Origin of the sequence: Psychrobacillus sp. NPDC093200 (assembly GCF_050280345.1) — a bacterium.
Taxonomy (GTDB): Bacteria; Bacillota; Bacilli; order Bacillales_A; family Planococcaceae; genus Psychrobacillus; species Psychrobacillus faecigallinarum.
This window is the reverse complement of record NZ_JBNNVC010000007.1, coordinates 61,317-80,866: the sequence shown is the minus strand read 5'-3', so window position 1 is coordinate 80,866 and position 19,550 is coordinate 61,317. Positions and strand designations below refer to the sequence as shown.

At 36.5% G+C, this 19,550-nt stretch carries 16 protein-coding genes; 8 read left to right on the top strand and 8 right to left on the bottom strand.

Translation table 11 applies throughout. The features are described 5' to 3' along the window. Positions 1-219: 219 nt before the first annotated feature. Positions 220-819 (bottom strand): NADPH-dependent FMN reductase, encoded by a 600-nt coding sequence (locus ACQKNZ_RS18860; protein ID WP_144540720.1) that lies wholly within the window; start codon positions 817-819, stop codon positions 220-222. Positions 820-1,099: 280 nt separating this feature from the next. Between ACQKNZ_RS18860 and ACQKNZ_RS18855 the strand changes: the two genes are divergently transcribed. The 3 genes from ACQKNZ_RS18855 (at position 1,100) to ACQKNZ_RS18845 (ending at position 3,907) form a co-directional block, all read left to right on the top strand. Next, positions 1,100-1,903: an SDR family NAD(P)-dependent oxidoreductase gene (locus tag ACQKNZ_RS18855; protein WP_427661229.1), complete on the top strand. Its 804-nt coding sequence runs from the start codon at positions 1,100-1,102 to the stop codon at positions 1,901-1,903. Next, entirely contained in the window at positions 1,900-3,417 is a 1,518-nt protein-coding gene (locus tag ACQKNZ_RS18850; RefSeq protein WP_427661227.1) for a class I adenylate-forming enzyme family protein, read from the top strand. The genes ACQKNZ_RS18855 and ACQKNZ_RS18850 overlap by 4 nt, the downstream gene beginning before the upstream one ends. A gap of 154 nt (positions 3,418-3,571) precedes the next feature. After that, positions 3,572-3,907 carry a thioredoxin family protein gene (locus tag ACQKNZ_RS18845; RefSeq protein WP_427661225.1) on the top strand — a complete coding sequence of 112 codons (336 nt, stop codon included), beginning with the start codon at positions 3,572-3,574 and terminating at the stop codon, positions 3,905-3,907. A gap of 335 nt (positions 3,908-4,242) precedes the next feature. Here the strand turns inward: ACQKNZ_RS18845 and ACQKNZ_RS18840 are convergent, their stop codons facing one another. Together ACQKNZ_RS18840 and ACQKNZ_RS18835 are read right to left on the bottom strand one after the other, a co-directional pair. Further along, the gene (locus ACQKNZ_RS18840; RefSeq protein ID WP_427661223.1) at positions 4,243-4,659 is read right to left on the bottom strand and encodes a DUF2512 family protein; all 417 of its coding nucleotides are present in this window, start codon (positions 4,657-4,659) and stop codon (positions 4,243-4,245) included. A 161-nt stretch (positions 4,660-4,820) separates the two neighbouring features. Continuing rightward, positions 4,821-6,317, bottom strand: a complete 1,497-nt coding sequence (locus ACQKNZ_RS18835) for a DHA2 family efflux MFS transporter permease subunit (RefSeq protein ID WP_427661221.1) — start codon at positions 6,315-6,317, stop codon at positions 4,821-4,823. A 165-nt stretch (positions 6,318-6,482) separates the two neighbouring features. Between ACQKNZ_RS18835 and ACQKNZ_RS18830 the strand changes: the two genes are divergently transcribed. Next, positions 6,483-7,355, top strand: a complete 873-nt coding sequence (locus ACQKNZ_RS18830) for a TetR/AcrR family transcriptional regulator (protein ID WP_144540705.1) — start codon at positions 6,483-6,485, stop codon at positions 7,353-7,355. A gap of 177 nt (positions 7,356-7,532) precedes the next feature. On the opposite strand, the gene ACQKNZ_RS18825 is transcribed toward ACQKNZ_RS18830, so the two are convergent. From ACQKNZ_RS18825 to ACQKNZ_RS18810, 4 genes are all read right to left on the bottom strand, one after another. Next, complete coding sequence (locus ACQKNZ_RS18825; RefSeq protein WP_427661219.1) at positions 7,533-9,749, bottom strand: YcdB/YcdC domain-containing protein; 2,217 nt, start codon at positions 9,747-9,749, stop codon at positions 7,533-7,535. A 220-nt stretch (positions 9,750-9,969) separates the two neighbouring features. Further along, positions 9,970-10,473, bottom strand: coding sequence for a lysozyme inhibitor LprI family protein (locus ACQKNZ_RS18820; RefSeq protein WP_427661217.1), 504 nt, complete (start codon positions 10,471-10,473; stop codon positions 9,970-9,972). Between the two features lie 115 nt (positions 10,474-10,588). Next, positions 10,589-10,951 carry a hypothetical protein gene (locus ACQKNZ_RS18815; RefSeq protein ID WP_427661215.1) on the bottom strand — a complete coding sequence of 121 codons (363 nt, stop codon included), beginning with the start codon at positions 10,949-10,951 and terminating at the stop codon, positions 10,589-10,591. Positions 10,952-10,990: 39 nt separating this feature from the next. Continuing rightward, positions 10,991-12,019, bottom strand: a complete 1,029-nt coding sequence (locus tag ACQKNZ_RS18810) for an alpha/beta fold hydrolase (RefSeq protein ID WP_427661213.1) — start codon at positions 12,017-12,019, stop codon at positions 10,991-10,993. A 414-nt stretch (positions 12,020-12,433) separates the two neighbouring features. Between ACQKNZ_RS18810 and ACQKNZ_RS18805 the strand changes: the two genes are divergently transcribed. From ACQKNZ_RS18805 to ACQKNZ_RS18790, 4 genes are all read left to right on the top strand, one after another. Beyond that, complete coding sequence (locus ACQKNZ_RS18805) at positions 12,434-13,360, top strand: DUF1672 family protein (RefSeq protein ID WP_427661211.1); 927 nt, start codon at positions 12,434-12,436, stop codon at positions 13,358-13,360. 14 nt (positions 13,361-13,374) lie between these two features. Further along, complete coding sequence (locus tag ACQKNZ_RS18800) at positions 13,375-15,456, top strand: SA1320 family protein (protein WP_427661209.1); 2,082 nt, start codon at positions 13,375-13,377, stop codon at positions 15,454-15,456. 195 nt (positions 15,457-15,651) lie between these two features. Then, positions 15,652-16,242: a TetR/AcrR family transcriptional regulator gene (locus tag ACQKNZ_RS18795; RefSeq protein WP_144540685.1), complete on the top strand. Its 591-nt coding sequence runs from the start codon at positions 15,652-15,654 to the stop codon at positions 16,240-16,242. A gap of 7 nt (positions 16,243-16,249) precedes the next feature. Then, entirely contained in the window at positions 16,250-17,662 is a 1,413-nt protein-coding gene (locus tag ACQKNZ_RS18790; RefSeq protein WP_427661207.1) for a DHA2 family efflux MFS transporter permease subunit, read from the top strand. 822 nt (positions 17,663-18,484) lie between these two features. On the opposite strand, the gene xylF is transcribed toward ACQKNZ_RS18790, so the two are convergent. Further along, positions 18,485-19,540: a D-xylose ABC transporter substrate-binding protein gene (xylF, locus tag ACQKNZ_RS18785; protein ID WP_427661205.1), complete on the bottom strand. Its 1,056-nt coding sequence runs from the start codon at positions 19,538-19,540 to the stop codon at positions 18,485-18,487. Positions 19,541-19,550: the final 10 nt, after the last annotated feature.

Genomic DNA, 19,550 nt, shown 5'->3' with positions numbered 1-19,550 from the left:
CAAATGGTTAAAAGCTCCGGTGGCTGAGGAACTGCCTCCTCGCTTTTCCCCATTTGCTTGTCGGGGCAGTAATAGGTGCTTGCGCTTTTCTTATTTGTCTAGCGCAAGCGCCTTGCCCCTCGAGGTCAAATGGTTAAAAGCTCCGGTGGCTGAGGAACTGCCTCCTCGCTTTTCCCCATTTGCTTGTCGGGGCAGTAATAGGTGCTTGCGCTTTTCTTATTATCGAATTGTTTTTAGAGCTGTTGCCCAAGGAATAACTTGGTCTAACATTTGATTTACAGAATCTGCTTGAACTGCAGCTGGTTTGAAATCAGTACCATTTTCAAAATCAGTAAATAATGATAAAGCTGGGTGTACGCGAACATCTGCAACTAGTAATTCCCCTAAGATTCCGCGTAAGTGTTCAGCTGCACGAGCTCCACCTACTGAACCGTAAGATACGATACCTGCAGCTTTGTTGTTCCATTCTACACGAAGATAATCTAAAGCATTTTTCAATGCACCAGTAATAGAGTGATTATATTCTTGAACGATGAATACGAATCCGTCACAATCAGCTACTCTTGAAGACCAAGCAGCAGCACCTGAAGCGTCTCCGCCAGCTTCCCCTAATAATGGAAGTTTGAAGTCAGCAATATCAATAATCTCATATTGAGCATCTCCACGTTTGTCTGCTAATTCTTTCACCCAGTTACCTACTTGTGGACTTAAGCGTCCTTCACGAGTTGACCCTAAAATAATACCTATTTTTAACATTTCTTTTCCTCCTATTTCTTTTTCTTTGTTATTTTGTCCAAAAAGTTTATTCCATAAACTCATACTTATTAGCCTCCTAGTTTTAGAACGCCAAATATTCTAACCCTTATATTTCGAATTCGAGATATATATCAAAGTTACCTCAACTTCATATATCTTTAATTCGAGATAATAATATCATATATAAAACTTAGAAGTCAACATTTCTTAACTTTAAATTTTATTTATACTTTATTTATAATCCAAGTGTTAAAATATAACTATCTAAATTTTCTAATAAAAAAGGATTGTTTTAATGCATAGATACAACCACATAGAAAAATTGTTGTTTTGTTCAACTCTTTTGAATGAAAAAAAACTTCATAGGAAGCTTGAAGGTAAAACAATTCTTATCACTGGAGCCAGCTCGGGGATTGGAAAAGAGCTAGCGTTTGTTTTAAAAGATATAAACGTCCACCTCATTTTAGTAGCTAGACGCGAGGAACAACTATTATTAATAAAAGCAGAAATTGAACAATCCAATGCCAAAGTTAGTGTCTTTTCTGCCGATTTGAGAGAAATAGCAGAAATGGACAACCTGTTACACTTTTTACATCGACAACCTGATGGAATAGATATTATTGTGAGCAATGCTGGATTATCAATCAACCGATCCATTGAAAAATCCTTAGAACGTTATCATGATTTTACTCGAACAATGGCTATTAATTACTTTGCTCCGGTTAAATTACTCTTGTCTACAGTTCCTTTATTAGAAAAAAATAAGGGACAAATCATAAATGTATCTACCATTAATGCATTACTTCTTCCTATACCTTTTTGGGCAGCCTATCAGGCATCTAAATCTGCCTTTGATACATGGTTTCGCTCAGCTGCTCCAGAGTTAAACGGGAAAGGTATCTCGACTACCTCCATTTATCTTCCATTAGTGAAAACTCCAATGATCGAGCCTACTGCCGCTTACCGAAATACTCCTGCCATGAGTCCAGTTCATGTAGCGAATATTATTGCGAAATCCATGTATACCAAAAACAAAATCTATAAGCCATGGTGGCTATTCATTGGTCAGATTGGTTCGTTGATTGGTCGAAGAATTTGGGAAAAAATATTACCTAGATTTTTACTGAAAAGAGGGTTGAACAAATGATTGGTTCCTTATTAAAAGTATTATGGAAGATGGGCCTCCTCTCACCTCTTGGATTATTTAGTTTAATATCTACTATTTATAAAGAAGGTATTAACTTAATGGTTTTAGTGCGCCTGGCGGAAAAAAAATATGGAAATAAAATTGCGTTAGTGTGTGACAAGGAAAGCTTTACTTATAACCAACTAGCTAAGCAATGCGAAGCTGCTTCGATTTATTTAAAAAACAATTACCATATTAGCACTGAGCTACGAGTTGCCTTTCTATGTAAGAATCATCACTATTTCGTGCAATCTATTTTTGCTGTTTCTCGCCTTGGAGCAAACATTTATTTACTTAATCCTGATATAAGTAAGAATCAGTTTAAACAATTGGTTGATGCCTATAATTTTGACTTTTACATACATGATGAAGAAGCCTTTTCACTCATAGACGAGCATCATCTATCCCACCAAGCTATTATTAGTAACTTTGCTAGCAATATTAATGAAAATATAAATATGAGGGAAGTACCACTCAAAAAGTCCTCTAAAAGTAATCTCGTCTTACTAACTGGAGGCACAACTGGGACACCTAAAGAAGCAATCCATAAACCTTCTATTCTTAATTACTTAAATCCGTTTTTAACCCTTTTAAAACGCTTGAAGTTAATGCAATACCAAACAGCTTATATAGCGACGCCACTATACCATGGTTATGGTATAGCTATATTGCTTACGTTTATTGCATTAGGGAAAAAAACGATAATTTCCGAGAACTTTCGAGCAGAAAAGGCAAGTAAAATTATTAGTGAGCATAAGGTTGAAGTAATCACAGTCGTTCCGCTTATGATTCATAAATTACTTCAGGTTTCTTCCAATGACTTAAGCTCTCTACAATGTATTGCTTCAGGTGGAGCCAAGCTAAATGCTAAGCTGATAGCTGAGGTTAGCAACAAATTAGGGCAAGTATTGTACAACCTTTATGGAACGTCGGAGGCAGGGCTTAATATAATTGCTACTCCTCAGGATTTACAGTACTCCTCTTACACTATCGGCCGATTGGTTAAAGGAGTGCGACTACAGACCATCCACAACGGGAAGCCGTTAAAGGAAGGACAGGTTGGTCAGCTTTGTATAAAAAATAAATGGTCTATGAAAAACACAGGTGCGTCATGGATAGAAACCGGAGATTTGGGCTATAGAGATCGGAATGGTTATTATTTCTTGTGTGGGAGAACAGACGATTTAGTTATCTCTGCTGGAGTCAATATTTATCCAATCGAAGTGGAACAAGTATTAATACTTCATCCTTCAGTAGAGGAAGTAGCTATTGTTGGTATACCTGACGAGCAGTACGGCCAAAGATTAGTAGCATATGTAGAATTAAAGAGCAGTACTGAGTATGTAACAAAGGACATCTTAATAGAGTGGCTTAGCCTAAGGGTCTCTCGCCTTCAACTGCCAAAAGAAATAGTATTCGTCGATCAATTACCATATACCGCTTTAGGTAAGCTAAATAAAAAACAGTTAGCTTGAAATAGTGGTTATTGCGCTGTAGGATTTGATGAAAATGGGTCTTTTAACAGCTCTTTCGAAGAATATGGTTGATTTTTGGAGTATGAGTTTTCCTGTAGATTTCTTTACTTTTGTCTAGCGGGTGGCTAAACTATGCACAGAAAGGTGGAGCAAAATGAGAACTTTCGAGGAGTTGCACACAATTGAAGCTGTGGACAGTTTCATTTCCAGCAATCCATTATCCTTTATTTATATTTCGCATACAGACTGCAGTGTTTGTCATGCCCTTTTACCACAGGTCAAGAAACTAATGGAAAATTTTCCAGAAATACAGCTTGCACATATAAATTCTGCAAAAGTGGAAGAGATTGCTGAACGGTTCATTGTTTTTTCAGTCCCTGCGCTGCTTCTATTTATAGATGGGAAAGAATATTTACGGGAAGCGCGTATTGTCCATATGAGTCAATTCGAAGAGAAATTACAGAAGATTTATGAAGGTTATACAAATTAAAGCTATTCTCGCATTCTGGGGGGATAGCCCTTATTTTTAAATCCTGATAAAGTGGATTTCTATTTTGTTGTAGGTTTTGGCTAGTAAGTTTTTTTAAGGAGCGCAAATAATTTGCAGAGGAATAAACCAACTGTTGAGAGCTATTTACCGAAGGATTGCTCTTCTTTACTACAATGTCTTCACTTTTTACGACAATCCCAACGGTTTTTACGACGATCATGCCGTATTTTACTACAATCCAGAAGTTTTTTACTACAATCCTGTTTCACGAGAGGACATTTCTTATCTTAATGTAAAAAAATCCCTTTCAAATTTCTGAAAGGGATTTTTTAAGGTTATTTTTTATAATCTGCTTCTAAATCAGCGGTTGTTCGAGTGTTTTTAGAAACTACATTTCCATCCAAGTATTGATGGAAGAACCATTCTCCTGCACCGATAATAAGCGCAGCAATAAATGAACCAAGTGCAATAGATCCGTTGGCATCTACTAGAGCAACTTGCATATACCAAATAGTTAGAAAGGCAATGATAATATCTCCGCCTGTCGCTATCATATTACGGACATTCTGACTGGAGCGATTTGCCGCAAGACGGAATAATAGAAAGTCTCCTAAAATGTAAGCTAATACAGTTAATATTAAGCTAGTCCAAATAGAATCCATAAATGGGACATCAAAAATGAGCGTCAAAACCACAATAAGGACTACTGCAATCATGACAAATTTAATAAGAAGTGCTTTTAAGTGATTCATAGTATGTCCTCCTTTTTTGTTGTATTTCTCATCTACCCTATTTTTCTCTAGTTAAATCCTGTTTTTTATGGGCTAAGCGTACTTCCATAACCTAAATAGAACTTTGCACTTACATATAAAAAGCCTCCTTCTAAATAAGAAGGAGGCCAAAATTATACACTTTATTTTGTTGTTTCTACTTGATTTTCTTCTTCTAGCTTACGAAGTGCAGCAGGGCTTACATCTACTCGTTTTAAGAAGAAGGCTAATACTAATGCGATTATGTTCATAACCAATGCTACTAGGAAAGAATATTGAATACCTGCTAGTAGGGCTTGTTGACCTAATAATCCCATAGATTGCTCAGTAAGAGTAGCAGGGTCTACTTTAGACATTAGACTTTCTCCTTCTTTTGTAGTCACATAATTCATGATCGATACTAGAACTGCAGTACCTATAGAACCAGCAACCTGTTGAGCAGTGTTATTAACAGCTGTACCATGCGGGTTTAAGCGTGTTGGTAACTGATTCAAACCATTGGTCATGATAGGCATCATAACCATAGACATCCCAAGCATGCGAGTTGTATAAATAGAAATAATATATAAGTATGAAGAATCTATTTGTAACGTGGACAATTCATACGTCGAAATTGCTGTAATAACTAATCCGATTATCGCTAAAAGACGTGGTCCAAACCTATCAAATAATTTCCCTGTAATCGGAGACATGATTCCCATAATAATTGCTCCAGGTAGCATCATTAAACCTGAGTCAAGAGGTGAAATACCACGTACATTTTGTACATACGCCGGTGTTAAAATCATACCTGAGAACATTGCTACCGAGTTAACAACAGCAATTATAGACGCTAAAGTAAACATCGGATATTTATATACACGCAAATCTAATAGTGGTTCGTCTAGCTTCAGCTGACGTACAACAAAAATTACTAAAGATACAGCTCCGACTATTAAGGTTGTTAATACAATTGCGTCATCCCAACCTGCTGAGCTTGCTGTGCTGACACCATATAATAAACCACCAAAACCAAATGTAGAAAGAATGACAGATGCAAAGTCAATGGTTGCAGTTTTATCCGTCTGCATTACATTTCCTAACTTCCATACAGCTAAGCCTAAACTAATGACTGCTAACGGCAGAATCATGATAAAAAGAACACGCCAGTCATAGTACTCTACTATAAACCCTGATAATGTAGGACCAATCGCTGGTGCTGTAATCATAACTAATCCAAAAATCCCCATTGCAGCTCCACGTTTTTCACGTGGGAAGGCAACTAGCATAACATTCATCAATAATGGCCCCATTACGGACGAACCTGCAGCTTGAACCATACGACCAGTTAATAGCAGGCCAAAATTTGGTGCTAATGCTGCCATAGCAGTACCTAATGTGAATATCGCCATTGATGTAATAAACAACGTTCTATTTGAAAACCTTCTTATTAAAAATGCGGATGCTGGTATTAATACTCCACTCACTAGCATGTAACCCGTTGCTAACCATTGTACCGTGGAATAATCGACATCTAAATCCACCATAATGGAAGGCAACGCTACGTTTAAAAGCGAGTTATTTAAAAACGACACAAATGCCCCGACAAACAGTACGGCTAGCATTAAGTACGTAGATTTTCTATTTTCAATATGACTCATCTTTCGTCTTCCCCTATTCTATTTTTCTCTTTTTATTTCATTACTCGAATTATATTAAACCATTAGTCCATTTATTTCAATATATTTATACTCAAGGTTTAAAAACATTGAACTTTATGTTCACAAAATATATACTAAAGCCATCAGTATAGTAGTGGAGGACTTATGAATAAACGTAAAAGACATGTCGCAGATGTAGCCTTAATGCTTTTTGTGGAAAAAGGCATCCAACAAACATCTATACAAGATATTATAGATCGAGCAAATATTTCAAAAGGAACTTTTTATAATTACTTTACTTCAAAAAATGATTGTATAGCAGAAATACTTGAAGGATTACGTTATGATGCTAGTCAGCTTCGTATGCAAAGTCAGGTCGGGAAAAACGAAAAAGACCAACAAGTTTTAACCGAGCAGATTTATAGTATCATTCAGTTAAATGAAGAGCGGAACCTTCATGCACTCTTCGATGCCATTCTTAGTTCTAACGAAAAAGATCTAAAAAAATTGGTTTTACAGCATCGCATATTTGAATTAGAATGGTTAGCCATAAGATTTAAAGCTGTATTTGGAGAAGAAATTTCAGAACACGCCTTTGAATGCGCTATATTATTCCATGGTATGCTACAGCACATTATGTTTACGATACGCATAACTAACGCACCATTCTCACTCCATCGGATTGTAGAGGTTTTACTTGAATACATTGGCCTTATCATTCCCCATATGATTCAACATAATACTTCTTTAATCGATCAATCTACTTTCCATTTGATGCGAATGAATATAGATAGAAAACCGCTAGAAATAAACGAACTATTGGAGATGGCCAAGCATCTTAAAGCAACAGGGAACTTCACAATGGAACAAGAGGATCTCTATGAGGCCATTATTTTTGAGCTTAAACAGGAGCGTATACGTAAAAGCGTGCTTCAGTCACTGCTTAATCCTTTCTTAGTAACCTTTAATGGGACATCTATTAAGGGTCAAACTCAGACATTCATCAATGCTGTTTGGTTTTATTTAAAACTGAAATAATAAAGTAAACTCACCAAGAGAAAATCTTGGTGAGTTTTTTGCACTGTCTTTTGATACCGTCTCGATTTCTACAAAACAGAAGAGCCTTCTAAAAATAGAGGGCTCTTCTTTAAACTTCTTTCCATTTGTACAACGTTTCTTTTCGTTATACAGCGTTCTTGACCGCTTTTTGAAAATTTAATAACCGAATCTATAGTCTCTGCCTTTTTTAGACATTTCATGTCCTAAACGGATAGTAGAAACTGCTAGATCTGCATAGGTTACTTGCTTAGTAGGGTTGAATTGATTTTTCTCTGCCTTTACTAATCCCAAAGAGTCTGCCAACACAACATAGCCTGCGTTCTCGGCTTTAATCTTTTTACTATCTGTATAATCATTTTTGAATATTTTAGATTGCTTTGCAGCTTCCTCTAAGCCTAGAGCACGGATGTACCATACTGATAGCTCCTCTTTAGTAATCGGACTATCCACATCAAAGGTAGACTTGTCTGCTGTGAGTACTCCTAGCTCTACCGCTCTTTCTATTGCCTGATAAGATGTATGCTTAGAATCTACATTAGTAAAGGTTTGTTTGACGTTTTCTGAATCTCCTCCAGGAAAACCAGAATACATATACGTCAAGGAATTCATCATTATTTTGATGGCTTCCCCCTTCGATACAGTTGCATCCCCATTAAAGGTTTTTGCATCCTTAACCGTTAACACTTTTGCTTGTATTAAATAATTTAATTCATCTGCTGCGGTTTTATGAGAGACTTCTGGCAACACTTCTCTATTATATTGATTGAACCATTTACCTGTGTTTGCCTCTAATACTTGATAATCTTCTTCATTAAACTGTGGAGAATATATTAAGTTATAATGATTATTTTCTATCTTCTGATATTCTTTCATGTAACTCGTTTTTAATGAAACAGACTTCTTGAAAATCTCTTCTGCTTCTTTTTCAGAAATCACTTTATCCTTTGATGGCCACTCGTCAATCTGTGGTCTATTAATACTTATACCGCCTAAAGTGCCATCGTTTTCTAAATGCACATTTATTTGATCTCCTGAAACAAGTACTCCATCTACAATTCGAGGGAATGAAAAGTAATAGAGACCCCTAGGATCTTCATAAAGAGAATCTGTCGGAAGTGCATATTGGTGAAGATTAGAAGGTAAATATTCCTTAGCATATTGCACTGCCTTAGCTAGTGCTTCTTCATAGGAAATAGCTTTGTCATCTTTTTTCTCTTCTATATATTCCGTTATTTCACGTTTCATACTATGAAACTGAACTAGCTCTCCTGTTTTCTTATCGAATTCTATATTAGATCCAGAACCGCTTCCGTTTGAGTAGTTATACATATATTGAACACTGATTACATCTTGTCCATTGTAATTCTTCGTCTCTTCTACCGATTGAATAGATAGCTTTACCTTACCTGAATCTACCTTTAGTAGATTCTCTGCCGTTTTTTTGGCTTCTTCCTTCGTGATACCATTTTGCTTTGCAGGCAATGCCTTTTCTACAATCATTTCATATCCCTTTTTAGCAGGCTTCTCGGCTAAAAATTCATAGCTATTAAACCATTCACCAGTTGTTGCATTTAAACTAAGCACATCTGGCGTATAAACTAATTTCACATCATATTTATTAATTTCATCCGATGCAGTAATTTGATATTGTAGTTTAGCTGTTACATTATCTTTTATTTTTGCTAGTGCTTCTTTTGAATCATTCATTTTTTTCACATCTTCAAACGTTGAAGATTTACTTGGATTAAAACGATTAAATTCTACAATCTCTCCGCTACCTAAAATAGTTACGTTTACATTCTGATCTTGAATAGCAATTCCATCCTGGACTCGATTAAATGAAAAAGAATAACGAATAGGTCTAGTTAGAAGTTGAGGAGAATAGTAAAAATCATTCATCCCTTCTGTTAGCTGGTAGCTTCCGTTCTTGATATACTTTTGTACAAAGTCATTGGCAATTTTTTTAGCTTCATCCTTGGATACCTTTGCAGGAAATAAAGCATCAGCGGTAGTCACCGGCTCATAGTGAAAAGATTCTATCTCAAAATTGTCTCCAGAAAACCCAATACTACCGTAGATTTCCTTACCTTTTACTTGCTTATTAAAAGACATATCATATCTTGTTTTGTTTTCATACGGACTTTCATAGGAGTGCATATAAAATTCACTAGCTTTTACAGAGTCAAATATCCCTGGAAAGCTCGCTTTAAATTTCTTTAGCAGGTCCTCCTTAGATACAGTAACATCCACTGCTGCAACCTGAGTCATCACATTATATGGTTGTGCCCCTCCTGTACCAGCAGCACTTACAGCAGATGAAAACATTCCAATCGATAAAGCAGAAGCCGTTAATATAATACCTATCTTCTTCAAAAATAGTCCCCCTTTTACGGTAATAATTATATTGTAAAGTAAATTCTGGAAATTAGAAACTAAAATTTACCTAATTTTAAAATTATTTAATAAATTTTTAAGAGTTAGATATTATTAGATTATTTTAATTAGACTTTCAGGTTCTGTCTTATCTAAATGTTGTCATTTCACAAATTCTTTCATAGAAAAAAACGCCACTCACTCGGAGGGGCGTTTTCACTTATTTCATATAATTATTTACTAATTCATAGCATCTTTCTTTAGTAAGATCAGCTAAAGCACTCGAATACAGGAATGGCTCAAGTGTTCCACCCTCTGCTTCCTTGGATTTTTCTTCTGCGATTTTATCACGCTGCTTAATCCAATCGCGTTGTTCTATCTTTAAATCCTCCATTTCGCTTTCAGACAGTTGCTCTTTAAGTACACCATAAATTTCATTTAGAGCATCGTCCCATCTTTTGAATGTTTCTGATTTAGCTTGATTCATATCAGCTTGTGTTCCAGACTCATATACCTTGTCGAATTCCTTTAAACTAACTTCAATCTCATTTAATTTATTTAAATAAGTTTCCTTTGTTCCTGAAGGGTCACTAGCTGTTTCTTCAGTATCCTCAGCCTCTTCTTGAGTTGGCGCAACGTTAGTTTCATTTATATCCTTTTCTGAATTAGAACTGCACCCTACGATCCAAACAAATGGTAGCAGTAACAAAAGTATTTTCTTCAATTAAATCCCTCCTACTTCCACTTCTACCCATTAGACGTAACGATAAGCAGGAAAGTTTTATTTTTTCTGTTTTTTATAAAAAATCATACAAATCTCCTAATGCATATGCTGAAACCTACTTTTCATAATAATAGATCTTAGTAAATTCATAGGCCTTGCCTTTATCCTCACACCATTGCACAAAGCCGACTGTACCTTCACTTGAAAACGAAATCCAATCACTCATCAAATTACTATAATAAGATACGAGTTGGTAAATATTTATTTTGTATTCTTCCTTTTCTACTTTCTCGCTTAGCTGTTCTATTTCTTTCAGTAGTAATCTATCTTCTTGTATATTACCTAAGTATAGGTCCTCTGAAATATGGTGAAAAGATTGTTTACGTAGACCTTTTTCCTTGTATTGGCAAAACTCTTTAAACAACGGATAATCATTTAAATTTTCACTGTTAATAATATTGGTTAAAGCCCTTTCCATTCGTTCACCTTCCTTAAAACTTGATTTAAGTTATATTTATTATGTAAAAGTGGTGGACATCCACTCATAAAATTTTTCCTTTTCCTCGAATTGTGGATAATGAGCTGATTTCTCAAAGGTAATAAATTCTTTCTGTTCTGCTTTTAAAGCATCAAAGTATTTTTTGGCTGTATTATAAGTAGTATGATAATCGTACTTTCCCATTACAAAATAAACTGGTAATTCAAGCTTTGTAACGATATTAGGTAACGGTTTTTTTAACAAATCAGGTAACATCATTTTCTGTGAGTAGGAAATCCCATAGTTATAACGAATCACGTCCAATAAATTATATTCCTTGCTAAGAAAATTATTTAAGCTATTACCGTCTGGACTTTCGATAATTCTAGAGGTCCCACCATATTTCATCACATAATTTCTTGGGGTAACCGTGTCACCAATTTTAATATCTTCCACTAACCCTTGTAAATATGTAACATCCTCCATATTCCCTTCCTTTTCAGCTTGATCAATACAGAAGGCTAAGCTCTCTAGCTCACTTTCAATGGTATCACTCATTTGCCCGATACCAATATATGCCTCATATTTTTCAGGTGATTGATATGCAGCTTGGGTAGCAATATAGGTACCTGCCGAATGACCAATTAATATGATCTTTTCTTTATTAAGTCGCTTCGAAATATAATCGGACATAGCTAACAGATCCTCTACTAGTAAATCTGTTGAAAGATTAGAATAGTCCTCTGTAAAATGATATGATTTCCCACTTGCTCTTTGATCATATTGAACAACTGTAAAATCTTGTTCTAGCAAGTCTTGGTATTGAGAAGCGTACGGTATTTCTGAACTTCCTGGTCCCCCATGCACAAAAAGGATAACAGGGTTATCGGTATCATTGCCACGGATCAATATTTCATGGCTACTTCCATTAACCTCCATTTGCTCTAAAACACTAATACTGTTTTCCCCTTTAATAGATGCTGTCCATGTCGGAGAAAAAAGGGCTCCTATTAGGACTACTACAATTGATACTAAGATACATATTATTAATTTCTTTGTCTTTTTCACGCGAACATTCCCCTATTCTCTTACTCTTTTATTCTCTTTCTAATTGCCCTATCTTTCCTTTTTTCTTTGTTTTCATAATAAGTATAACAATTTAGTAAAATTTTCTAGTACATCTCCGGAACGAAATTCTAGTACATCTTAGGGATGAGATTTTTTTATCTAAAATAAATAGTGTGCGATTGCGAAAAAGTGATTCACTCATCACTCTCCCTTCATGAATTTGCTGTTAATACATCAAAGGATGACCTTCTCCCCTTTAAAACAAAAGTCCTTATTTTACAAAATCCCTATACAACCTTTCACCTGTTTTCTCAAAATTCAAACAAAATATTAAGCTATTATTTTCTTATCTCGCAAGGTTTGATTACAATAAATAAAAACCGACGGATTTAGCTCTAAAGCGGGAGGATTAATATGAAGAAAAGTAAAATGGCCTTAGCAATTGTTAGCACAACACTTTTATTAGGAGGTTGCAACGTGGATGTAGAGAATACAAAGGAAACCAAAATACTTGGAAATGGTGATATTGCTTTAGATAGTGAAAGCTTTGTCAGCGTTCAAGATTACAAAGGGGACGAATACACCTTACAAAATGGAGAAAAAACGGACAAAATCGCGGAGGAGAATCGTGATTCGATTGAACAAGCGGTAAAGGAGTTCTTTCTAAACAAGTATAAAACAGAGGTAAAAATCCATAACATCGTGGGAGCTGTGGACGGTGCCTCTGTATTCGTAGAATCTATTGGAGAGCCTCATTTTTACACTTTTGCCATTGTACCTATTAATGTGGAAAAGGAAAAAGTAGAAACAGACAAAGTGTGGTCTCAAGAGGGACAGATAGAAGACGCAATTTCTACTGGTCTTTATGCAATGGTTAATGATCAGGAATTTTCTAACCTTGATAAATACTTAAATGAAATAACTTCAAAAAATCCTATAGTAGGAGTTCGTATGGAGGCAGTGGAAAGAGTAGGTGCTAATGGATTTGCAACTCCCTATTATTACACAAGTGCCTCAGGTGAATACTTTACAGAGCTTTATAACAAATATATAGAAGACCCAACAATTAGCAAGGAAGAATTAAAAAGCTCATTTGAAAAGTATAATTTCGATTCTAATCTAATGCTCATCACTATTACTTTATATATGAAAGAATCCGATACCGACCCAGATGAAGCACTTTATGACCAAATTGTTTCCGACATTGAGCAAATGGAAGGAATACCCCAAGGCTCTTACTCGGTAATTTTACACGATAACTTGATTAACGCAGAGTATGCTAACGGCTCAAAAAAAAGCTCGATAAACAAGACTAAATTAAATGAGATTATGAAAGAATAGGAGTGGAAATCTCGATGACTACTATTAATCCTGTTTCTAACGTCCAGACAAATGATCAAGATTTAGTAGAATTAGCTGGTTCTCATGCTTATCGAAATTATCCAGAAGGTAGAATTATAACAGTTAACGATAAAGTATTCAGAGTAGTGGATACCCAATACGGGATGTCTTCAGGTCTTGATGCACTTACCGTCCAAAACAATGAAACAAAGGAATTGACTGTAGTTTTTGTTGGTAGCGCAGACAACAAGGATTGGATCGATACAAATGCAAAGCTACTAGCGGATACTCCTCCCGCTCAATTAGAGGATGCACAAAAGTATTTTGATTGGGTAAATACTAGTCTTGGAAACGTAGATTCAGTAACAGGTAACTCTCTAGGTGGTGGACTTACTAACTCTGTTGCAATTAATAACCCTCAGGTTAAGGCTGTAACATTGAACCCCGCAATCCTTCCTGCTGGTTTAGTGGATCCTACGATGATGTATGAGAATATCACCAATTATTACAGCCGCTTCGACTTTCTTACGAGCACAGAAGAAGCTATTGGAATGGGCAATAGAATACCAGGGAAAAAATATAACATTAACAATGGGGTTCCCCTGCTTTCACAGATTGTATCGAATCATACAGGCTACGTTACCCCTGATAAAGACGGGAACTTTGTTGTTGAAGTTGGTATAAAAGGACAGCCCGGACATGGATATATCCACATTGGTGCTGACGATCATATTGTAACAAGTATTTGGACAGGAAATCCTATTTATGGAGGCTATACTGAAAAAATTGAGATTAACCAAGAAAATATGATTTTACTCTCCAACGGGATAAGAGACCAAGTAAAAGGTCGAATAACAAATGTCAAAGAGTATATAGGTAACTCGGTAAGTATTGTTGAGGATGAGAATGCTAAATTCAGTCAGCGTGTAACTACCCTCCAAGAAATCTTTCAACAAATGCTTGAAGAAATAGCCGGAGACCCCGTTTTTAAGGGCATCGCAGAGACAGGGGCCTTTATCAAGGCAGCCATAGATGATCTAATAGATCTTCTTAATACAGCTGAGGATCGTTGTAGAATATTAAACAGCATTTTAAACTCTAAACCGGCTGAAATCATTGAGTTTATTACCTCAACTGACATAAGTGTAGAAACACTCTTCGCTCCAGCAAGAGATTATTTAAATCAACTTAAGCTAGACGTAGATAATCTAGTGACGAGAGCACACAATATTATGTATAAGGATATACCTGAATTATTTAGAGGAGGAACAGACAATTTTGTCGATGCAGTCGTCGGGGAGCTGGATGCGCACTATAACATCTTAAAAATAAATAAAGAAGAAGTATACAATCAATTAACTGAGTACGAAACTCAGGTTAATGACATTGCCAATTCCTTTATTAACCGTGATGTCAGCCTAGCAGATGCTATACACATGAGATCTTCACCTGGAGATCGTGTAGATGCAGTTCAAAAAACAGAGATTAAGACGATTCAGGAATCCTCTTATTTAGTAGTAGGAATGAAAATTAAGGAAGTTCAAGTCCAATTGGCCCATAATACGATAGTTACTTTAGGAACAACGATATTAAGTCCCATCCTTTCCATCCTAGAAGTTATTGCACTTCTAATAGAAGCTGCATTAACTGCCATTATCCTCGCTGTAAAGGCTGCTCAAAATATCGGTCTGTACGGAAATCCCATCGGTTTGCTGATGAGTTTATTTACAGATTATGAACAGAGAGTAAAAAGTGCTGTAGCTAGTGCCCTCGAGCCTCTTATAGAAATGGAGGTCTTAATGGAAAGTTTGCGCATTGGATTCAATAGGATGAATGCAAACCTACCGGAAATGCTAGACAATTTTAAGCCCTATCTGGATACTGCCATTTTTGAACCAGCTAAATTTGAAAATGTAAGATTGTACAATGTCGCTGCCTTAGCTATATTAGAGGAGATGGAGCTGTTATTTAACGAAATAATTTACCAGCTAGCCGATGAAAAAGCTAATGCAATCGAAGAAACTTTAGAGGTCTCGAAGAATGTATTAGGTAATCTACAAATATTAAAGGAACAAGTAGATCGCGGAACATTGTAAAAAATACAGAGTGGAACTCCAGTGCAGCGTTGCTACATTAGAGTTCTTTTATTTTTGCCCATGCATTGATTTTTTTAATGGATTTAAGCTAAAGCTTGAGCTTTCAAGCTTGCTTTGTGTTTAATCACTCTTTATACTAGACTTTGTGCTAAAAACAAACCGACCGTTCTGTTTTTATGGAAAGGAGTAATTGATATGTCCGTTGGGCAGGAAACTAAACAGCATATAATTCAGACTGCTGGTCATCTATTTCGATGGTATGGTTTTGAGGCAGTTAGTATTGCAACAATCATTAAAGAATGTAATACAACAAAGGGTGCCCTTTATCATCATTTTCCTAATGGCAAAGAAGAGCTGTTATTAGCAGCTATTCAATATACAGGAAAAATTATGCTACAGGATGCAAGGAATTTGTTGAGTGAATCCGCAGATCCTATAAAGGTATTATCAAGCCATTTAAATCATATTGCTTCACAAGTGGAGTTGAACCGCGAAATAGATGGTGTCCCCATCGGTAATATTGCTGGTGAAATGGCGATTAAAAACAATGAGATACGCCTAGCCTGTGATCAAGTTTTTAAAAGCTGGCAACAACTCATAAAAGACATATTTATTGACTGTGGTATGCAGGAGGAAGATGCAAATAATCTTGCAATCACATTAAATGCACTATTTGAAGGTGGTATATTATTAAGCATCACAAGTGCTTCTGGTGATCCGCTCAGAGCAATCGCCAAGCAAATCCCTTATTTAGTAGCACCAAAAAGTAATTTATTAAGAGAGTAGGATTTTCATGTCACAACCAATCAAAAAAACACCAATACTAGCAGCATTTCTTATCGCTGGTTTTGTTGGACTCTTTAGTGAAACAGCACTAAACATGGCGTTAGGCCAATTAGTCATTGAGCTCGGCGTTGAACATACAACTATTCAATGGCTGACTACTGGCTATTTATTAACACTTGGTATTCTAGTCCCAATTTCCGGATTACTGATTCAAAAATTCACCACTCGTCAGCTATTCCTGACTTCCTTGATATTTTCTATAATAGGAACTATTATAGCTGGACTTGCACCGACCTTTGCGTTTTTATTGATGGCTCGTATAGTTCAAGCTATTGGTACTGCGATTTTATTGCCATTGATGTTCAATACGGTTTTATTAATTTTTCCAATTGAAAAACGTGGATCAGCGATGGGTGTCATGGGACTTGTTATCATGTTCGCACCTGCGATTTCCCCTACCGTTTCTGGAATTATTTTAGAATATTTAACTTGGCACTGGATTTTCTGGACTACACTTCCATTCCTTGTATTTGCATTGATTTTCGGCTTTTTCTATATGCAGAATGTCAATGAGCTTACCCATCCGAAGATTGATGTTCTATCTGTTATCTTCTCTAGTATTGGGTTTGGAGGCATTGTGTATGGCTTTAGTGTAGCTGGCGATAAAGGCTGGAGCAGTTCGATTGTAATTATTGCTCTAGCTGCAGGAGTAATTGGTCTTGCCTTATTCGCTTGGCGTCAAAACAACATGGAAAAACCAATGATCAATTTAAAGGTTCTAAAATATCCAATGTTTACATTAGGCTTAATCGCCGTATTTATAGCCTTTATGTGTATTCTTTCAACTATGATTTTACTTCCACTTTACTTACAAACTGGATTGGCTTTAGCAACATTTGCCGCTGGTCTAGTCTTGTTACCAGGTGGAATTATTAACGGTATTTTCTCTCCAATTGTAGGACGCCTATTTGACAATTACGGTGCAAAGGTACTTGTAATGCCTGGCTTCATTTTAATCGGGATTGCATTCGTATTCTTTATGCAAATTGACCAGCAGACATCTCAGCTAACGATTATCGTGCTACATAGTGTAATGATGATTGGTGTATCGCTTGTTATGGCTTCTGCTCAAACAAATGGCTTAAATCAATTGCCTCGTCATCTATATCCAGATGGCACCGCATTAATGAATACTCTTCAGCAAGTATCCGGTGCAATCGGGACTGCAGTGGCGATTACCATTATGTCCTCTGCCCAAGCATCCTTTGTGACAGAGCAAGGTGAATCAGCTTCATCAGTAGACGCGTTTATTTATGGGGTACAAACATCCTTTAAATATGCTATAGCTTTAGCAGTAGTTGGTATTATCTTATCGTTCTTTATTAAAGGAAAGAAACAAACGGCTAAACAAAGTAATTAGTATTTTTGCTCCATTATAAAACACCCTCCAGTTGATTTGAGGGTGACAGACTGTAGACAAACACCATGAATTTTGGGTTTTGCCTACAGTCTTTTTTCTTTTAAGGGATAAAGCTAGAAATGTTAATCTCCGCTGCGAGCGGACGCTTTCCGCGGGCACGGCTTCAGCCGCTTCCCTCGCTACGCTCAGTCCAGGGTCTTCAGCTCGCGCTATTCCCTCTGAAGTCACCGCTCTCCGCTCCAATCAACAATGCTTCCTATTAAAGGAATGAGGGGATGGATAATGTAGCTGAGGACTTGCGACACAACCATTAAAGAAATATATGGAAAGAGTAAAGAAAAGCATGGTATGCGATGGACAACCCTAATGGAATAAAAAAATTCTCCATGCAGGCGATGCTTACTTTTGCTGACTTAATTCTTAAGAAACTAGCCAGATTTAACCTAGATTAATTGGAGAAGGGTTGGAAATCGAAATGATTTCCAACCCTTTTGTCTAGACTCTAACACCCTCCAGTTGATTGGAGGGTGTTTTAATTTATAAGGACATCAAAAGTCGAGTCCTCTTAAAATGCTTTGATGACAATTAAATCAAATAAAATGCTTAGGTTAATATAAGAATAAGTTTTAAAGCTTTATACTTTAAATGACACAGTAGGTTAAATAGATAAAAACAATTATTACAGGAACATTCCATTGTTGTGTGGAATACATATAGACTGAATTACTCTGAGCGTTTTCTTAGTGTAATTTATATTGCTAAATTAGTCAGAAGTGGGTGGTTAATCAAACACATTGCCTTTTATTAAGGGGCCTACTCTTTCTACTCCTGATAAACTTCCTCTTCTGAATGAAAACCATCTGTAATAACTGTGGTATTAAGATTGGATTTATTTACTGGAATTGGTGTTAATAACACCGAAGGAACTTCAATTTTTCCGTTTTTAACTTTCTGCCCCGCATTAATATTTTCACCTTTAGCCATGGATACAGCCAGTTTCGCAACCTCCTCTGAGAGCATGTGAATAGGTTTGTATACAGTCATAGTTTGCGTTCCTTTAACTATTCTCTGTACCCCTGCTAAATCCGCATCCTGGCCTGCGACTGGTATTTGTCCAGCGAGCCCTTTGGCCTCAAGTGCTTCTATTACCCCACCAGCAGTAGCATCATTTGCTGCAATTACTGCATCAATCTGCAGATTTGTTGTACGAAGTGCTTCTTCCATATTTGCATTTGCATTTACTGGTGTCCAATCCTTCGTCCATTGGTCATAAATAATGTTGATATCTCCATTCTCTATATACGGACGAAGTACTTTAAATACTCCCTTTTTCAGAAGATGCGCATTGTTATCCGTGATTGCTCCTCCTATAATCACATAGTTCCCTTTTGGTACAAGCTCTGTAATAGCCTTGGCCTGCATTTCTCCCACTTGTTCATTATCGAAGGAAACATACAAATCGAGATTAGAGTTTTTCACAAGTCTGTCATATGCAATCACCTTTATACCTGCAAGATGAGCCTTATGGACAATGGCAGCGGTTGCCTCGGCGTTATGCGGAACAATTACTAATACATCGACACCGCTTTGAATAAGTCGCTCTGCTTGAGATATTTGAAGTGCATCATCTCCATTTGCTGCAAATATTTCTACCTCGGCACCCAAAGCCTCCACAGCCTCCTTGAACAAATCTCGATCCTTTAGCCATCGTTCTTCCAATAAGGTATCCATAGAAAACCCTATTCGTATCGGCTCCTCCTCTTTTGGAGAAGGGGGTCCTTCCTCTGGTTTAATACTTTCCCTTTCAGCATCAGGGGAACAAGCAACTAACATCAGAATGATACCCAAAAGCCAAATAGGTTTAGCCCTTCGTTTCATCCTTTTCCCC